The sequence below is a fragment of the Oribacterium sinus genome, assembly GCF_963537195.1.
GTDB classification, from domain to species: Bacteria; Bacillota; Clostridia; order Lachnospirales; family Lachnospiraceae; genus Oribacterium; species Oribacterium sinus_A.
The window spans coordinates 1-16,337 of record NZ_CAUTEG010000051.1; the positions used below are offsets into that span (position 1 = coordinate 1).

Sequence of the window (16,337 nt, forward strand, 5' to 3'; positions counted from 1 at the left end):
TAAAGGAAATCACTTTCCTTTGCGGTTTTAAAATTCTCTCCGTTAATCCAAATCATATCGATATCGGACTCTTTGGCTCCCGCTTCCTTCTCTGCGGAAAGCTGGGCTAAAATGTCTTCGATTCCCATGGGAACACGATTCAGGGTAATGTCATAATTTTTCTTTAGATACTCTGCGTAGTAGCCGTCTAACCATTGGTTTAAACGGTCATCTCCGCCCCAGCCGTAGAAGTTTACGGTCTGTCCCTTGGCTTCCGCTACCAGTGCATCAAAGTCCGCAGAGCCTTCCGCCTTTGCTTCCTCTGTAGCCTTGGATTCTTCCGCTACAGAGCTTTCTGCATTTGTTCCTGCTGCATTTGCTCCTGCCCCGCTTGTCTCAGTGTTTGCCTTCTGACCGCCACAGGCCAAAAGCGCCATACTCATAGACAGCGCCAGTGCTAAAAATCTTTTTTTCATAGCTTTCTCCTTTTTCTCCTTACTATTCCAATGGCTTTATGGCAAAATGCTTTTTCCATTTTTCTATACTGCTATTCTCATCCATCATCTACTCCTGTCGTAGTACACAGGAGTGTTCTGTATTGACTGTTCTTTATGTTCTGTTCTTTATGGCGTTTCCTCTGCTTTTGCAGTCTCTCCATCGCCCTGATCTTTCTTCTTAGACCGCTCTTCATAAAGCTGTTTTCCAAGGGCAATCATAAAGCCAAGGGCAAACAAAATCAAAAGTCCTGTCACCAGCCATTTGGCTCCTCCGGTTAAAAAGCCTCCCACATAGGAATAGACCAGGGTGGCCGGAGTCTGCCCTACGCCTGTAGCAATAAAAAAGCCCCAGAAGGACATTCCGCTAAGACCTGCCGCATAGCTTACGATGTCAAAGGAGACAAAGGGCAGCAGTCTTGCAATCAGGATACTTTGCTTGCCATGCCGTTTAAAAAAGGCATCTATCTGGTTCAAAGCCCCCTTGGAACTAAGCTTCTCCACAAACTCTCTTCCGAAGGCTCTGGCGATAAAGAAGCTTAAGGCAGCTCCCGCCATAGCACTGGACCAGGAAAGCAAGGCTCCCTTCCAAAAGCCGAAAAGGGCAGCATTTGCAAAGGTAATTAAAAAGGCAGGCAAGGGCGCAATGATGGACTGTAATACCATCAAAAGGAAGGAAATTACCGCCGCATAGGCTCCGTAGGAGGCCACAAATTCCTTTAGCTTTTGAAAGTCTCCCGTGGCAAAAACACGGAAGACTTCCTGCATAAAGCTTCGAAAGGGACTATAGGCAAAATATGCTCCAATAAGAGCTACAGCCAGGGCGATAATGAAAATTCTTTCTTTCAGAAAGGATTTTTTCTCCATTACTTGTCTCCCTTAGAAAAATCATAGGTGATTTCCTTGGTTCCGTCCAAGCAGTTCCAAACATTGGTATAGCCCTTGCTTGCGATATACTCCGCAGCCTTTGCGGAACGGTTTCCGGAATAGCAATGGGTAAGGATTAAAGTATTCTTATCATCCGGAAGGATAGCATCAATGGTCTTGGTATCTTCAGAATTGACATTGACAGCGGTTGCAAAATGCTCCTTTTCGAAATCCTTAGCTTCTCTTGCATCCACCACCAAAGCATCCTTTGCCTTCTCCATCAGCTCAGCCCCTCTGATATTTCCATAGGTGGTTAATTCATAGGAATGATTCTTTACGCCCTCTGCATTATAAACCTTGGTAAAGCCGTTATTCACCAGAATTTCTGCAGCCTCTCCGGACATCTTTCCGGAATTGCAGTACAGAACTACATCCTTATCCTTCCAATCCTCAATCTTAGCTACTTCATCCTTAAAGGTATCCAGAGGCATGTTGAGGGCAAATTTGATATGTCCCTTTGCATAGTCTTCAGCGCTACGAACATCGATAACAAGGTATTTTTCCTTCTGCTCCTTGTCCGCTACGATATTTGCCAAAGCATCCCCCTTCATCTCCTTAATTTCAGCCTTCTCTGCCGCAGCAGCTGTTGTTTCCCCGGCAGCCTTGCTTTCTCCTGCAGCCTCAGTTCCTGCTATAGTAGTCGCTGCAGGCTTGCTTCCCTGTCCGCAAGCGGAGAGAGAAAGTGCAAATAACATAACGCCTAATCCTAATAAGTTCTTTTTCATAGCTTTGCCTCCTAAATATGCGTTAAATCTGTTTTTCCATGAGTTAGTCTTCTCGTTTTACATTATTACACAAAAAATAAATGTATGTGTCGCTATATATTTGAAAAAACGCCCTCAGATTTCCTTAGCCATTCTATCATACTTATGTAAATTTTTATATTGTGATTTCTGATAGCAAAATCTCAATTATTTTATAACCCTATAGTATAATTTTTGCCGGCTAAAACAAGCTCTTACAACAGTCTTCCACCTCTGTCAGGAAGGGGTCTTGCAAATACGCCTTGATTTTCCGGAAGGTATCTTCATTTTGCAAATCTCTTCCCTTCTTGTATTCCGTATAGGCCATGGCGCACCAGGAAAGCCCCCGTATGCAGTTATACAAGATAAAGAGAGCCGTTTGCTCCTGTAAAGCCGGAAAGTCTATGCCTCTGCATTTTTGATAATGTGCTAAAAAGCCCTTGATTTCCCCTTCCGAAAGGATGTAGTCCGTCTTCCAAAAAGTGGTGGTAGGGGTAAGAAAATGTCCTAAATCCTGGGCAAAGTGTCCGTAGAGAGGCTTTTCCCAGTCCACCAGGTAATTCTTCTTTCCTTCCCCGTTAATCAGGAAGTTTCCGGAGTTTAGTTCCGTATTGATGATGCAAAACTCCTCCTGCCTTAAGAGCTTTTCTCCCCGCTCCTTTTCCTGCACCCCCTTCTTCCAAAGGGCATGAAGGCGGGAATAGACAGAGTCCTCCATAAAAGGGCTTAACTCATAAAGCCTTTGCAGTCTTGCAGATTCGGAAAGCATTTCCAGTAAAGGATCCTTGGCATAATACAGCTTATCTTCCCCTGTATCCGCTTCCCTATTGTAAGGAAGACCGTGGATATCCGCCAAAATTTCCGCCCCTAGCTTTAAGTCCCTAGCATAGTCAAGGGATATTCCCTCCAAAAATTCCATCACAAGAATTCCCGGCTCCCCCAATCTTTCCGAGCAGTAATATAGCTTAGGCGTTCTGCCACTGGCTTCCAAAAGCTTTAGGGCATGGGCTTCATAGGAAATCTGCTTTTCCAGCTGCATTTGAGAGCCATGGTTCACCCGAAGCACATATTTTTTTCCGGTATCCGGGTGGGTAAATACAAAGTTTTCGTTATACTCTCCCCTTGCCAGAAAATGATATTCCTCCCGTACTTCCGCCCCCAAGGCCAAAGCCTCCCGATAGCCGGGCTCTGCTATGCGTTGTAAAAGCGCCGGTTCCTTAGCGAATGTCTCTATATTCCTTTGCCAACTGTTCAATATCTTCTCCTTTACGATACCTGGCCCGAAGCCGGTTCATTTTCCACATTAAAGATAGCTTTTGGATAAAATTTCCCTGAAAGCGTCTGTCACTGGTAATGATTCGCTTCTTGGCCAAATAAGGAACAATTCCCCGCTTCTTTAGATTCAGGGAAAACTGATAGTCCTCCATTAAAGGAAGAAGCGGGAATTTTCCTATGGCGAAAAAACAATCTCTGTCCACAAAGATGCCCTGATCCCCAAACATTACCCTTCTATCCAGTACCCTATGGTTACTGATAAAGCTGCAAATGTGCATTAGGGGGGAGGAACTTTTAAAACGAATCCCAAGACAACCTGCCAAAGAATGCTTTATTCCCTCCTGGATTTCTCTCACGAAGCCCTTGGGCAGGACAGAATCACAGTGCAGGAAGAAAAGAATATCTCCGGAGCTCTCTTCCGCCCCAAGATTCATCTGTAAAGCTCTTCCCTTCCTACTGGAAATCACTCTATATTCTCCGGAAAAATGATTTTCCCCTCCGTCTACAAAGAGGATTTCCAACTCCTTTTTATAGGGTCGAAGCTGTTTTTCCATTCTTCTCACCAGCTTTCCTTCCTTGTAGCAGGGGATAATGACGGAGATTTTCGCATTTTCCACCAAGGCCTCGCCGAAGGAGGATTTCCGAAGCCCCTTATCATAGGGAAGCATGCGTCTATATGCATTCAGGTCTTCTCCCTCATCCACATCCCTCTTCTTTTCCAAAAGGCTTAAGGGCATCCGAGACTTTTCTAAGATTTTCCGGGTATAGGAAAAGGGGCTTTCTTTCCGAACAAGCTGATTCGCTTTGTTCGATAGATTTTTTAGGATCATCCCGGATGAAGCAGAGGATAGCTCTTTGTATGCTTTAAAAGGATTAAGTTGCTTACAAAAATGCAGGCGACTAGTCTGAAGGGATTTTACTCCGGGTATTTTTCTATTCTCCTGTACCGCCTGATAAGAAAAACAGGCATGGAGCAGCTCCGGCTCTATTCTTCTTTGTAAGCCAATACCGTAATAGCCTTCATCAAGGCTTCCTCCTAAGACCTGCCTTCCCTTCCTTCCTAAAGCAAAAACGCGTTGAAAATGTTCCGCTTCCATAAAGGGGATATCCGCCCCCACCAGGTAGGAAAAGGAACTTCCCATAGAAAAGCTGTAGCGAAAGGCATTCTCCATCTTTTCGAAAATATCCTTTCCCTCCTGTCTTTGAAAGCTTGCCTGGGGAAATAGGGTTTTTAGGCAATTTAAGGCTGTTTCCCACTGCTCCTTGGCAACGCCCTTGGGCAGATCATAAAATACCAAAAGAGAAACACGCCTCTCCTTTCTTTCCAGCTTCTTCCAGACTGCGGAAAAGTCCTTTAGAATCGCCCAATGGATTTGCAGAGCTCCTTCTTCTCCGATATGGGGAACAAGCCTGGTTTTGGTCTTCCCTAAGATAGGGAGTCTGGTAAAGAGTAGCAGATTTTGTTGATCTTTGTCCTTTTGTCTTTCGATTTTGCTTTCTCTTGCCTTTTCACTTTGTTTTAGTTTTTCACTTTGTTTTGGCTTTTCACTTTGTTTTAGCTTTTCACTTTGTTTTGGCTTTTCACTTGATCTAGCAAGCTTACAGCACTTTTTACGATGAAACAGACCATGGGCAGTTTTCATTTCCCCTCCCCTCATTAGTAAAACTTATGCTTAAAACGATTCCAGAAGGAATGACTGTAGTCCGCCTTTTCTCCTGTCTCCAAAATCAAGGGCAGGAAATGCTCCGCCTCCTGATTTCCTTCCTTAGTAAACTGTCCGATACAGGTGGAGCAATAGCTGATTAAAGGCTTCTCCCCTCCCTGAGTGCTCTTCGCCATTTCCTTGGAAAGCTCCGCCTCCTGCACAAAGGCACAGCCTCCCATACCGCAGCATTGCAGATTCTTCTTTTCAGAAATCTCTCCGGAGATAAAGTGAGACAGCCCCTCCATCCAAACTTTATCCTCCCGATCCGGACAGGGGTAGAAGCAACTATACTCGCCCTCTACCTTCTTACCTACGCCCATTTCCTTCAACTTTTCATAAACTGTAGTAATTTTTACATTCAGTTGATCTCCAAAATGATAGTAGCAGTTTGGGCAGGCCAGCACAATCTCCTTAATACCGAATTCCTGAAAGCGTTGATTCAGTCGCCGAAAAATGGCATTGGCCTCCGCTTCCAATCCCAGCTCCAGCACCGGCTTTCCGCAACAATCATAGAAGGGAGGAATCCCTACATTTGCAAAGATGGAAAGAAGCTTCTCCAAGGTCTTGGGATAATAGGCAGGAAAATTACAGCCCGGAAAAAACACGGTCTTAGCGCCCTTTGCTTTCCTATGATTCTTAAAGAGATAATTTTTCTTCTCCAGCAAAATCCCGCTGTAGCCCCTTTGCTTTAAGCCGTATTTTCCTTCCTTCACCTGCTCCTTACGGAAGTCCAGAATAATTTCCCTTCCGTCAATGCCCTTGGGACAAACTCTGGTACATTCTCCGCAAAGATAACAATGGTAAGCCAGTTCCTTTAGCTTCTCCGTATCTCCGATACAAATATCATACTTTGTTAAAAACTTACATTTTCTTTTACAGGCATTGCAGTGAATACACTCCTCCACCCGCTTATGAATTTCTCGTTTTTTCTTTTCTGCCATATACTCCCCTGAGCTTTACTCTACTTACATTATTCTCAACCTTAGTTTCTCATTTATTCTTAAACAGTATTCTCAATCATTGTCAAAGCTTCCGAGAATGCTTGGGAAAGTCCTGAATTTCCTAAGTTTTCTCTTGCTTCTCCATTGCTTTTTCTCTTTTCTTGAAATAATACAGCATTCCCATCAAAAGACAGAACAATACTCCTGCAGTCAAAAAATAGATCCAGGGATTTTTCTTCTCCTGTAGTCCTGCGAAGGCAATGGTATACATAGCTGTTCCCGGAATCATAAAAAGGAAGCTGCACACAAAGTAGAGGGAAAAGGAAATGTCTGTAATCCCGTAGGCATAGTTTTGCAAATTAAAGGGAAAGACCGGAATGGTTCTTGTGATAAATAAAAGTAGGAGAAGATTCTTCTTTTCCTTTCCCATGAAATACTTGGCAATATAGGGATTTTGCATGAGCTTCGGCTTAATGCTGTCCTGCAAGAAATACCTTCCCATAAGAAAGGAGATTCCTGCGGAAATACTGGCAGCCAATGTGCAAAGCACCGTTCCCCAGAAGGCATGGAAAACCATACCTGCCAGAAGGGCATAGCTGATACCGGGGAGGGCCAAAAAGGCTCCCGCCAAGGCACAGAGCAAAACATAAATTAAGGCCGCAAGGAGGAAGTTCTCCTCCACCAGGCTTTGTAAATACCGAAGTAGCTCTCCCTGAAAAATATCCTTTACCGGCACCTTCCAAAGAAGGACAAAAAGGAGGATTAGAAAAATTAAAAAGGCCGCTAATTTTTTCTTAGCCATACGCTCCTCCATAAATATGCTCCATAGCATAAAACCACCATAGCATTTTGTAAAAGTAGAAGCAATATACTTAGCTCATATTCCCGCATTTTCATAGTCATGGCAATAAAGAAATAGGCATAGGAAAAAAGGAAGGAGCCAAGGCCATAGAGCAATAAGAGCTTGTGAAGAAGCTTAGGGGAAAGCTTGGGAAAGCCTTCCATTTTTCCCTTTCCGCCAAATGTTTTCTTTGTAAATATGAGGAATAAAAGGCTAAGCACCATCATCCCCAACAGCACTTTCCATTGGTGCAAGAAAAGGGGACCGATTTGAGGTCCCCTCCATTTGCTTCGTAAATATACCATGTGCCTTGCCATGCCCATCTTATGCTCTGTAAAGTAATGGATAACATACAGTCCCACAAGGGATAAGATACTGATGAGGCCGGATAAAACCGTAATTCCCTGAAGCAATATTTTTTTCATTATTTCTTTGCCTTATCTGTGCTTAAGTCTTTTACCAAAACTTCCTTATAGTCGCTGCTTCCCGGCTCGCCCAGCTGAACCTTGTTCTCGCCGTCCATCTGCCATACATACCAACCGCCGTCATAGAGGTAAGCATTCTTATAACCATTTTCATGGGCAATCAGGAAGGGAACAGATGCTCTCCAACCGGTACCGCAGTAGAAGGCTACATCATTTTTCTCTAAAGAAACACCGCTTTCTCCTAAATAGGACTCCAGCTTCTCCAAGGAAACAATGCTGCCGTCCGGATTGTTGTAGGAACCGTCATCCGTATCGTGTCCCCAAACTGCACCTAAGGGCTCTCCTGCACGGTCAATATAGGAATAGCCGGAGGTCTTTCCTAAGAACTCATCCTTGGAACGGATACTTACCAGCTTAAACTTGGGATCATCCTTCTGCTTTTCCTTTACTTCATCAATGCTTAAAATATACTCCGGATGAGCGGGAATCGTTACCCCGAAGTCCTTATCGGTAGCTACAGGCTGGTTTACCTTAGTTTCTGTCTCATATCCCGCCTTGGTCCAGGCATCGATTCCGCCGCTTAAGTTCTTTACATCCTCTACACCTGCCCAAAGAAGGACCGTTGCCAAACGATCATCCGCTGCGTTTTCAGGGCTGTTTCCATAAGTTACCACCTTGGTATCCTTGGTGATGCCATAGGACTTTAAGAGCTTTCCGATTTCCTCCGGAGTACGGAAATTCCAGGTCTCCTCTTCTTCAATATCATCTGTATTGACATGGAAAGCTCCGGGAATATGGGCCTTATTATAGGCTTCATCCTGCTCAACCTTTCCCCATGCAGCTTCCAGAACTACTACATCCTCTCCGGAAGCCATAAGTTCCTTCACATACTCAGGACCAACATAAACGGTTTCGGTCTTTACATCCGCTAAATCCTTAGCCTCTTCCTTTTTCTCCTCCGCCTTCTCGGAAGCAGCCTCAGTAGCTTTCTCGCTCTGCTTCTCGCTTTCCTTTACACTCTCCTGTGCTGTGCTTGCCTTAGTGTCCGCCGCTTTGTTCCCGCAAGCGGCCAATACGGACAACATGGAACCGCAAAGTACAAATTTCATAAGATTTTTTTTCATTTATTCTACTCCTTCAAGTCAATATGATTACAACTATTGCAGTATAACATTTCTGTAAAGAAGTACAAGGAATGCGACATTTTAATATCTTATAAATAAATGCAATTTATAGTATATCGCAATATTTTATTGGCGTGTGCAGGATCGCAAAACAGCCTTTACACAATTGTAAAGCGTCTTTTTTCAACACTTTTTCAACATCTTTTGTCCTATATGCCTCAAGCTATAAGTCAGTTTTGTCCTATAGCCTACAAGATGCATTGTTCTTAACATCCGGCAGATAAGATTATGGATATCTATAAAAATAAAAAATACCGCTCCGCTCTTGGTCTTTTCCCCCAAGCTCGAAACGGTATCTATTTTTATATCGTTAAGCCGATATTTTTTTCTTAAGCTAACTTAGCCTTCGCTGCATCGCAAAGTGCCTTGAATCCATCAGGATCTGCAATAGCTACTTCGGATAACATCTTTCTGTTCATGTCGATGCCTGCGGACTTTAATCCGAACATCAACTTGGAGTAAGAAAGACCGTTTAATCTTGCAGCTGCATTGATTCTGGCAATCCAGAGCTGTCTGAACTGTCTCTTTCTCTCCTTACGGCCCTTGTAGGACTCTGTAAGAGCACGCATAACGCTCTGCTTAGCTATTCTATACTGCTTGGATCTAGCGCCTCTGTATCCCTTAGCTAACTTTAAAATTCTATTGTGTTTCTTCTTTGCGTTCACTCCGCCTTTAATTCTCATCTTATCCTCCTATCAATCCCTTAGCCTATTACAGATAAGGAAGAATCTTCTTCATTACCTTCTCGTTAGTGTGGTCAACCACAGTGTCTTTTCTCAGAGTTCTCTTTCTCTTTGTGGTCTTCTTGGTAAGGATGTGAGATTTGTTTGCCTTGTTTCTAACTAACTTTCCTGTACCGGTGAGCTTGAAACGCTTTGCTGCTGCTTTCTTCGTTTTTAGCTTTAACTTTGCCATATTTGCCTCCTGTGAATTTACTTTTTCGGGCTTAAAACCACTGCCATATTTCTTCCTTCAACCTTTGCCGCCTTATCCAGTACGGCAATGTCGGAAAGCTTCTCTCCGAACTCATCCAAGATATACTTGGATTGATTCATACGAGACATTTCTCTTCCTCTGAAACGCAAGGCAATCTTTACCTTGTTTCCCTTCTCCAAGAACTTTCTCGCTGCGGAAAGCTTCGTATTCAAATCATTGGTATCAATGTTTGGTGTCATACGAATTTCTTTCAGCTCTGTTGTGTGCTGGTTCTTTCTGGCTTCCTTTTCTTTACGCAACAGTTCATAACGATATTTTCCGTAATCCGCAATACGAACTACAGGTGGCTGGGCAGTAGCTGCAATCTTAATCAGATCCAACTCCGCTTCTCTTGCCTTCTGTTGAGCATCCTGAATGGACATAACCCCCAGCTGCTCCCCTTCTGCTCCGATGACTCTTACTTCTTTGTCCCGAATCTGCTCGTTAATTTCCAGTTCCGCATTTTTTTTAATGGCCATAAGCTCCTCTCTGCACACATCGACTTATCACTCTTTACGAAGGATACTTGTTAAAACAAAATATCGGACTCTTCGCAAAGGGATACTTGTTAAGAATAAAAAATATGGTGGATTGTAAGCCAATCCACCATTGAAAATACACAAAGGTAATAATCAATATTAACCCGGGTCAGTAATCTGCCAAGGTGAGGTGGATACCTACTTTCCTGTCATAAGACTAAAGAATCTTAACACTCTAATCTTCCTTTGTCAATAAAATCTTCTCAATTAGATCCAAACATTCTTCTCTTCCTGCCTTTGAGGTGGCGGAGAAGGGAATCATGACGCATTCAGGGCTTGCGGACAAGGCTTTTCGAATATCCTTTACCGCCTGCTGTTGCTGGGAACGCTTTAGCTTATCCATCTTTGTGATAATCACAATGGGTTCATATCCTGTAGCAGAGCAGATCCATTGGAACATCTGTAAATCCTTCTCGCTGGGAATTCTTCTACAGTCCAGAAGCAACACTACTTCTTCGATATCCTCTCCCTGCTCCAGATAGCGCCGAATCATGCGATCCCATTTTTCCTGCTCCACAGGTCCGGTAGCCGCATAGCCGTAGCCGGGAAGATCCACCAGGTAAAAACTGTCATTTACGGAATAGAAATTAATGGTTCTGGTCTTTCCCGGGGTGGAGGAGGTTCTGGCAAAGGACTTTCTTTGCAATAAGGTATTGATAAAGGAGGACTTTCCTACATTGGAACGGCCTGCTAAAACAAATTCCGGCTTTCCCGTCTTTGGCAAAGTAGACTTTACACCGCATACATAGGGAAGGTCCACAGAACGAATGACCATATTATCCTCTTTTCTTAACCCTTTTTCTCTCTTTTACATTGTCTTCTTTATTCTGCTGAAACTCCAGCCAGCGCTCCTGTCTCTTTTCAGGATTTCTTTCCACCTTGGGCTCTGCCTGATTCTCCACCACTTCCTTGGTGATTTCCACTTCGGCAATGTCTTCGTCGGAAGGAATCTCATACATGATTTCAGTCATCATTCCTTCCATAATGGAACGAAGTCCTCTGGCACCGGTCTTTCTCTGTACCGCCTTCTCCGCAATGGCGGTTACCGCATCATCCGTGAAGGAAAGACCTACGCCGTCCATCTCGAAGAGCTTCTGGTATTGCTTTACCAAAGCATTCTTCGGAGTGGTCAGAATACGCTTTAAGCTGTCCACATCGTGGCTGCTTAATTCCACATCTACCGGTACTCTACCGATAAACTCGGGAATAAGACCGAACTTGGTTAAGTCCTCAGGCTGTACCTGCTTCAGAACATCATCATAGTTATCCTTGTTCTTCTCCACGATTTCCGCACCGAATCCGATAGAGCCGGAGGCAATTCTCTTCTCAATAATGTGCTCCAGGCCGTCAAAGGCTCCGCCGCAGATAAAGAGAATGTTGGTGGTATCAATCTGAATCAACTCCTGCTGAGGATGCTTTCTTCCTCCCTGAGGGGGAACGGAAGCAATGGTTCCTTCCAAAATCTTCAGTAGCGCCTGCTGTACTCCCTCTCCGGAAACATCTCTGGTGATGGAAACATTTTCCGACTTCTTGGTAATCTTATCAATCTCGTCAATATAGATAATACCAATCTCCGCCTTGGAAATGTCATAATCCGCTGCCTGAATCAGCTTCAAAAGGATGTTCTCCACATCCTCTCCCACATAGCCCGCCTCAGTCAAGGCTGTGGCATCCGCAATGGCGAAGGGCACACCCAAAATCTTGGCCAGGGTCTGAGCCAGGTAGGTCTTTCCGGTTCCGGTAGGTCCAATCATTAAAATGTTGGACTTCTGTACATCAATATCTCTTACTTTGGAAGTGATTCTCTTATAATGATTATATACAGCCACGGAAAGCACTTTCTTGGCTTCATCCTGTCCGATTACATATTCATCTAAAAAGTCTTTAATTTCCTTCGGCTTCAGTAAATGGATATCGGTAACATCGCCTCCTGCATTTTCCCCGCCCATTTCTTCATCGAAAATCTCCTGGCAAAGATCCACACACTCATCACAGATATAGGTGTTGTTCAGGCCGGCAATCATTTTCCGAACCTGCTTTGCTGATTTTCCGCAAAAGGAACATCTTACTTTATCATCCGGTTTCATAGGCATATTTCTTCCCGCTTTCCTAGAATTATTTCTTTTCTAAATCAGTTCTTTTCTGAAAAATGTGGTCAACCAAGCCATATTCCAAGGCCTGTTCCGCAGTCATCCAGTAATCTCTTTCCGTATCTGCAAGCACCTTTTCAAAGGGCTGATTACAATTTTCCGCTAAAATCTTGGCCAAGTTCTTCTTGGTACGGAGAATCCATTCTGCCGTAATCTGAATCTCTGTAGCCTGTCCCTGAGCACCGCCGGAGGGCTGGTGAATCATAACCTCCGCATTAGGAAGAATCATTCTCTTCCCCTTGGCTCCTCCTGCAAGCAGGAAGGCTCCCATGGAAGCTGCCATTCCTACGCAGATTGTGGAAACATCACACTTAATGTATTGCATGGTGTCATAAATTCCCATTCCTGCGGTTACGGAGCCTCCCGGAGAATTGATGTATAAGGAAATATCCTTATCCGGATCCTCAGACTCTAAGAAAAGAAGCTGAGCAATCACCAAGGATGCTGTGTCACTGTTAACCTCATCTCCCAGAAAAACGATTCTTTCGTTTAAAAGTCTGGAAAAAATATCATAGGAACGCTCTCCCCTACTGGTGGACTGGATAACATAGGGAATCGTTGTTATATTTTGTGGATATGAAAAATTCTTCATAGCTTACCTCCTCTATTATGGTATCTCTCATAGAATAACACATGGCTTTCTTTTCCCCTATAAACCCATAGTTTAAGAATAGAAAAAGACCGGGAAAATCCCGGCCTTTTCCAAGGAAAGTGTTCTGCTTACTTCTCTTCTGCTTCTTCCTTCTCTTCCTTCTTGCTCTTCTTCTCAGGCTTTACAAGCTTAGCTTCGCTAACCAGCTTATCAATGGTAGCCTGAATATCCAACTCTCTCTTAATGGAAAGCTTCTGGGAATCGCTGATGGTCTTTGCTAGATCTTCCTTCTTCATGCGATACTGCTCAGCAATTCTCTCCAATTCCTTCTCAATAGCTTCTTCGGTAACTTCGATGCCTTCCTTCTTCTGGATTGCATCCAATACCAAAGAGGTCTTGATATTCTGTACTGCAGACTCTCTCATCTGGCTCTTTAAGCCCTCTTCTGTAAGTCCGGTAATCTGCATATACTGGTCCATAGGAATGCCCTGTGCTTCCATGCGTCTTGCATAGTCATAGAACATCTGCTCCAGCTGCATCTCTACCATTGGCTCAGGAAGCTCTACGGAAGCGTTCTCTACAACCTTGGCAATAACGTTATTCTCTACCTGAGAAGTAGCTCTCTTCTCTTTCTCTTCCTTAATCTGCTTCTTTAAGTCTTCCTTATACTCCTTAAGAGTCTCAAACTCGGAAACCTCGGAGGCAAACTCGTCATCAGCCTTTGGAACCTGCTTCTCCTTAACAGCCTTAACGTTTACCTTGAATAAAGCCTCTTTTCCGGCCAAATCCTTAGCGCCGTAATTCTCAGGGAAGGTTACATGAACATCCACCTCTTCTCCTGCCTTAGCGCCGATCAGCTGATCCTCAAATCCCGGAATAAAAGTTCCGGAACCGATGGTCAAAGGATAGTCCTCGCCTCTTCCGCCGGGGAATTCCTTACCGTCTACGGAGCCTACGAAGTCAATGTTGGCAATATCGTTCTTCTTAATAGCACGATCCACATCTACCATTCTGGAATTCTTCTCCAGTTCTCTATTCAAACGCTCTGTAACTTCCTTGGCACTTACGGATACATCAGCCTTCTCTGCAGTAACACCGAAGTACTCCCCAAGAATAACCTCAGGACGAACTGCTACAGTAGCGGTGAAAATAAAGTCCTTCCCCTCTCCGATCTGCTCAACGCCGATTTCAGGACGGGAAACGATGTCTAAACCGGACTCCTTCGCTGCTGCCGGATAATGAATATCTAAAATATTGTTAATCGCTGCATCGTAGAAAACCTGTGGGCCATACTGCTGCTCAATCATCTTCTTTGTTGCTTTTCCCTTACGGAATCCGGGAATATTATAACGAGTCTTATTCTTCTGATAAGCCTGTTCTACAGCCTTGGCAAAGTCCTCTGCGGATACAGTTACTGTAATCTTTGCCATATTCTTTTCTAGATTTTCTACCTTTACGCTCATTGCGCATACCTCCAAAACTATTTTTCTACATTTCAAAATCACCTCTGCTGGGCTTTCGAGGGTAAAGTATAGCATTGAACGGACATTTCTGCAATAAAAAGAAGAAAAAGCCTGCTTTAATCCTTTAATTTAAGACTGGAAAGATCCTTAGCAAAGCTTAATTCCGCATTGGAATATCCTCTTTCCTCCGTAAGCTCCTCGGAAAACCAGTCTAAGGGCTGAAAATTCTTCGCTTCTTCCAAAGAGGAAAACTCCACCTCCGCATAGCAAAGCCCTTCCAGTTCCCCATGAAAAACATCCAATTCCACAGTGTATTTTCCACAGGGAATTTCATATCTGGACTTCCGAATCACCCGGCCTTCTATTTTTCCAAGAAGGCTCTCATAGGCTTCCTTGGTCAAGGGCAGATTGTATTCTTCTCTGGACAGCCTTCCCTTTCCCTTATAACAGAAGATATACTCTTCCCCTTGCTCTATGTCTCTTTGCGCTATGTCGCTTTGTGCTATGCCGCTTAGTTCTATGCCACTTTGCGCTATGTCGCTTTTCTCTATGCCGCTTTGCGCTATACCTTTTTCCTCTAAGTCCTTTTCCCCGGCCTTCCTATCCTTTTTCTCTACACTATTTTCCTCTCCGTAAGTTTTCTCTACGCTGCTTTCCATTCCCTGAGCGGAAAAGAGCTCCTTTCGAATACGCAGGGTAGGATTCACACATAGATAGGCCTGCTCCATCTCCTTACAGGGAAATGAGCGATACTCTTCAGGAAGGGTTCTAACTCTCCATTTTCTCTCGATTTCTTGTCCCATTTCACACCTCATCCTCAAAGCCGGGATTTTCAAATATCAAGCCTGATACCGGCTAAAATCCATGCTAAATGAACAAAAAAACCGGGCACATGGCCCGGCTTTAAAGTCTTATTCTTCAGATGCTGCCTCTACATCTACATCAGCTACATCCCCTTCCTCTTCAGGAAGAAGCGCCTTGATAGAAAGAGAAATCTTGTGGTTGTCTACATCTAAATCAACCACTCTTGCTTCGATTTCCTGTCCCGGCTCAAGAACATCGGATGGCTTGTTCACATGATCCTTAGAAATCTGAGAAACATGTAATAAAGCATCGATTCCCTTGTCTAACTCGATGAATGCACCGAAATCAGTCATTCTTGCAACTCTACCGGTAACGATCTCGCCCACAGCATACTTGCTCTCTGCATCCTTCCATGGGTTCTCGTTCGGGAACTTTCTGGTCAATGCAATTCTCTCTCCGCTGATTTCCTTAACCAGAACTTCTACTTCCTGTCCCGGCTTAAAGAGCTTCTTCGGATTCTCGATTCTTCCCCAGCTCATCTCAGAGATGTGAAGAAGTCCGTCTGCACCGCCAAGGTCGATAAATGCACCGAAGTCGGTAAGATTCTTAACAACACCTGTACGGATATCGCCTTCCTGTAATTCAGAGAAGAGCTTATCATGCTGCTCTCTCTTCATAGCAGACATAATCTGCTTTCTGTCTCCAATAATTCTTCTCTTGGCCGGATTGAACTCGGTAATAACAAACTGAATGTCCTGTCCCTGATACTTGTTCAAATCTCTCTCAAAGCTATCGGATACTAAAGAAGCGGGAACGAAGATTCTTGCTCCGTCTACTTCTACATTCAATCCACCCTTAACAACCTGTACTACCTTACCGGTAAGAATAGCATTCTCTTCGAAGGCCTTTCTTAACTCCTCGGAAGCCTTAGACTGAAGAGCATCTCTGTGGGAAAGAACGACCTGACCTTCACCGTCATTTACCTTCTTAACCTTACACTCAATCTCGTCCCCTACAGATACAACTGTAGTTAAGTCTAATTGGTTGTCTGCACTGTAATCACTTCTTGTCATAATTCCATCGGACTTATATCCAATGTTCAGTGCGATCTCATCCGGCTTCACACTGATAACTGTTCCTGTAACGATTTCCCCCGCGTGAACTGACTTTAATGATTCTTCAAGCATTTGTTCAAAACTCATTTCTGACATAAGTTAGAACCTCCTCTATTATTTCTTTTGGGGTGCTTGCCCCTGCTGTGATACCTACGTTGCGAATCGCTTCATCCGAGTTGAATTT

17 protein-coding genes and 2 pseudogenes are annotated in these 16,337 nt (G+C 44.0%); all 19 read right to left on the reverse strand.

Translation table 11 applies throughout. From position 1 onward, the window contains the following. Positions 1-455, reverse strand: a pseudogene (locus RYL27_RS06990) (ABC transporter substrate-binding protein); the annotation flags it as partial. Between the two features lie 147 nt (positions 456-602). Next, positions 603-1,340, reverse strand: coding sequence for a TVP38/TMEM64 family protein (locus tag RYL27_RS06995; protein WP_314966158.1), 738 nt, complete (start codon positions 1,338-1,340; stop codon positions 603-605). Beyond that, positions 1,340-2,125 carry a rhodanese-like domain-containing protein gene (locus RYL27_RS07000; protein ID WP_314966160.1) on the reverse strand — a complete coding sequence of 262 codons (786 nt, stop codon included), beginning with the start codon at positions 2,123-2,125 and terminating at the stop codon, positions 1,340-1,342. Before RYL27_RS07000 ends, RYL27_RS06995 begins: the two co-directional genes overlap by 1 nt. A gap of 220 nt (positions 2,126-2,345) precedes the next feature. Further along, entirely contained in the window at positions 2,346-3,398 is a 1,053-nt protein-coding gene (locus RYL27_RS07005) for an aminoglycoside phosphotransferase family protein (RefSeq protein WP_314966161.1), read from the reverse strand. Beyond that, on the reverse strand, positions 3,361-5,061 hold the full coding sequence (locus RYL27_RS07010) for a TIGR04283 family arsenosugar biosynthesis glycosyltransferase (RefSeq protein WP_314966163.1): 1,701 nt from the start codon (positions 5,059-5,061) through the stop codon (positions 3,361-3,363). Before RYL27_RS07010 ends, RYL27_RS07005 begins: the two co-directional genes overlap by 38 nt. A gap of 14 nt (positions 5,062-5,075) precedes the next feature. Further along, positions 5,076-6,065 (reverse strand): (Fe-S)-binding protein, encoded by a 990-nt coding sequence (locus RYL27_RS07015; RefSeq protein WP_314966165.1) that lies wholly within the window; start codon positions 6,063-6,065, stop codon positions 5,076-5,078. 121 nt (positions 6,066-6,186) lie between these two features. Continuing rightward, positions 6,187-6,867, reverse strand: coding sequence for a TVP38/TMEM64 family protein (locus tag RYL27_RS07020; RefSeq protein ID WP_314966167.1), 681 nt, complete (start codon positions 6,865-6,867; stop codon positions 6,187-6,189). Then, the gene (locus tag RYL27_RS07025; RefSeq protein WP_314966169.1) at positions 6,849-7,331 is read right to left on the reverse strand and encodes a hypothetical protein; all 483 of its coding nucleotides are present in this window, start codon (positions 7,329-7,331) and stop codon (positions 6,849-6,851) included. The genes RYL27_RS07020 and RYL27_RS07025 overlap by 19 nt, the downstream gene beginning before the upstream one ends. Continuing rightward, entirely contained in the window at positions 7,331-8,455 is a 1,125-nt protein-coding gene (locus tag RYL27_RS07030) for a sulfurtransferase (protein WP_314966171.1), read from the reverse strand. The genes RYL27_RS07025 and RYL27_RS07030 overlap by 1 nt, the downstream gene beginning before the upstream one ends. A 389-nt stretch (positions 8,456-8,844) precedes the next feature. After that, positions 8,845-9,198 (reverse strand): 50S ribosomal protein L20, encoded by a 354-nt coding sequence (gene rplT, locus RYL27_RS07035; protein WP_314966173.1) that lies wholly within the window; start codon positions 9,196-9,198, stop codon positions 8,845-8,847. A 28-nt stretch (positions 9,199-9,226) separates the two neighbouring features. Further along, on the reverse strand, positions 9,227-9,430 hold the full coding sequence (gene rpmI / locus RYL27_RS07040) for a 50S ribosomal protein L35 (RefSeq protein WP_314966175.1): 204 nt from the start codon (positions 9,428-9,430) through the stop codon (positions 9,227-9,229). Between the two features lie 17 nt (positions 9,431-9,447). After that, on the reverse strand, positions 9,448-9,969 hold the full coding sequence (infC, locus tag RYL27_RS07045; protein ID WP_040648481.1) for a translation initiation factor IF-3: 522 nt from the start codon (positions 9,967-9,969) through the stop codon (positions 9,448-9,450). A 235-nt stretch (positions 9,970-10,204) separates the two neighbouring features. Next, positions 10,205-10,804 carry a ribosome biogenesis GTP-binding protein YihA/YsxC gene (gene yihA / locus RYL27_RS07050; protein WP_304069643.1) on the reverse strand — a complete coding sequence of 200 codons (600 nt, stop codon included), beginning with the start codon at positions 10,802-10,804 and terminating at the stop codon, positions 10,205-10,207. Position 10,805: 1 nt separating this feature from the next. Beyond that, a complete protein-coding gene (gene clpX, locus RYL27_RS07055; RefSeq protein ID WP_314966177.1) occupies positions 10,806-12,122 on the reverse strand; it encodes an ATP-dependent Clp protease ATP-binding subunit ClpX in 1,317 nt (438 codons plus the stop codon). Between the two features lie 22 nt (positions 12,123-12,144). Continuing rightward, on the reverse strand, positions 12,145-12,771 hold the full coding sequence (gene clpP / locus RYL27_RS07060; protein WP_314966179.1) for an ATP-dependent Clp endopeptidase proteolytic subunit ClpP: 627 nt from the start codon (positions 12,769-12,771) through the stop codon (positions 12,145-12,147). Positions 12,772-12,899: 128 nt separating this feature from the next. Next, on the reverse strand, positions 12,900-14,234 hold the full coding sequence (gene tig, locus RYL27_RS07065) for a trigger factor (protein ID WP_314966181.1): 1,335 nt from the start codon (positions 14,232-14,234) through the stop codon (positions 12,900-12,902). A 116-nt stretch (positions 14,235-14,350) separates the two neighbouring features. Further along, the gene (locus RYL27_RS07070) at positions 14,351-15,037 is read right to left on the reverse strand and encodes a hypothetical protein (protein ID WP_314966183.1); all 687 of its coding nucleotides are present in this window, start codon (positions 15,035-15,037) and stop codon (positions 14,351-14,353) included. Between the two features lie 108 nt (positions 15,038-15,145). Next, positions 15,146-16,249: a 30S ribosomal protein S1 gene (gene rpsA, locus RYL27_RS07075; RefSeq protein WP_314966185.1), complete on the reverse strand. Its 1,104-nt coding sequence runs from the start codon at positions 16,247-16,249 to the stop codon at positions 15,146-15,148. Continuing rightward, a pseudogene (locus RYL27_RS11460) lies at positions 16,230-16,337 on the reverse strand (4-hydroxy-3-methylbut-2-enyl diphosphate reductase); the annotation flags it as partial. The gene rpsA and the pseudogene RYL27_RS11460, both read right to left, overlap by 20 nt.

Excerpts from the sequence above, each read along its gene's own strand:
- rplT (WP_314966173.1), bottom strand. The coding sequence starts at position 9,198 with ATGAGAATTAAAGGCGGAGTGAACGCAAAGAAGAAACACAATAGAATT.
- RYL27_RS06995 (WP_314966158.1), bottom strand. The coding sequence starts at position 1,340 with ATGGAGAAAAAATCCTTTCTGAAAGAAAGAATTTTCATTATCGCCCTG.
- RYL27_RS07030 (WP_314966171.1), bottom strand. The coding sequence starts at position 8,455 with ATGAAAAAAAATCTTATGAAATTTGTACTTTGCGGTTCCATGTTGTCC.
- rpmI (WP_314966175.1), bottom strand. The coding sequence starts at position 9,430 with ATGGCAAAGTTAAAGCTAAAAACGAAGAAAGCAGCAGCAAAGCGTTTC.
- infC (WP_040648481.1), bottom strand. The coding sequence starts at position 9,969 with ATGGCCATTAAAAAAAATGCGGAACTGGAAATTAACGAGCAGATTCGG.
- rpsA (WP_314966185.1), bottom strand. The coding sequence starts at position 16,249 with ATGTCAGAAATGAGTTTTGAACAAATGCTTGAAGAATCATTAAAGTCA.
- RYL27_RS07000 (WP_314966160.1), bottom strand. The coding sequence starts at position 2,125 with ATGAAAAAGAACTTATTAGGATTAGGCGTTATGTTATTTGCACTTTCT.
- clpX (WP_314966177.1), bottom strand. The coding sequence starts at position 12,122 with ATGCCTATGAAACCGGATGATAAAGTAAGATGTTCCTTTTGCGGAAAA.
- RYL27_RS07015 (WP_314966165.1), bottom strand. The coding sequence starts at position 6,065 with ATGGCAGAAAAGAAAAAACGAGAAATTCATAAGCGGGTGGAGGAGTGT.
- clpP (WP_314966179.1), bottom strand. The coding sequence starts at position 12,771 with ATGAAGAATTTTTCATATCCACAAAATATAACAACGATTCCCTATGTT.
- RYL27_RS07010 (WP_314966163.1), bottom strand. The coding sequence starts at position 5,061 with ATGAAAACTGCCCATGGTCTGTTTCATCGTAAAAAGTGCTGTAAGCTT.
- RYL27_RS07070 (WP_314966183.1), bottom strand. The coding sequence starts at position 15,037 with ATGGGACAAGAAATCGAGAGAAAATGGAGAGTTAGAACCCTTCCTGAA.
- RYL27_RS07020 (WP_314966167.1), bottom strand. The coding sequence starts at position 6,867 with ATGGCTAAGAAAAAATTAGCGGCCTTTTTAATTTTTCTAATCCTCCTT.
- tig (WP_314966181.1), bottom strand. The coding sequence starts at position 14,234 with ATGAGCGTAAAGGTAGAAAATCTAGAAAAGAATATGGCAAAGATTACA.
- RYL27_RS07025 (WP_314966169.1), bottom strand. The coding sequence starts at position 7,331 with ATGAAAAAAATATTGCTTCAGGGAATTACGGTTTTATCCGGCCTCATC.
- yihA (WP_304069643.1), bottom strand. The coding sequence starts at position 10,804 with ATGGTCATTCGTTCTGTGGACCTTCCCTATGTATGCGGTGTAAAGTCT.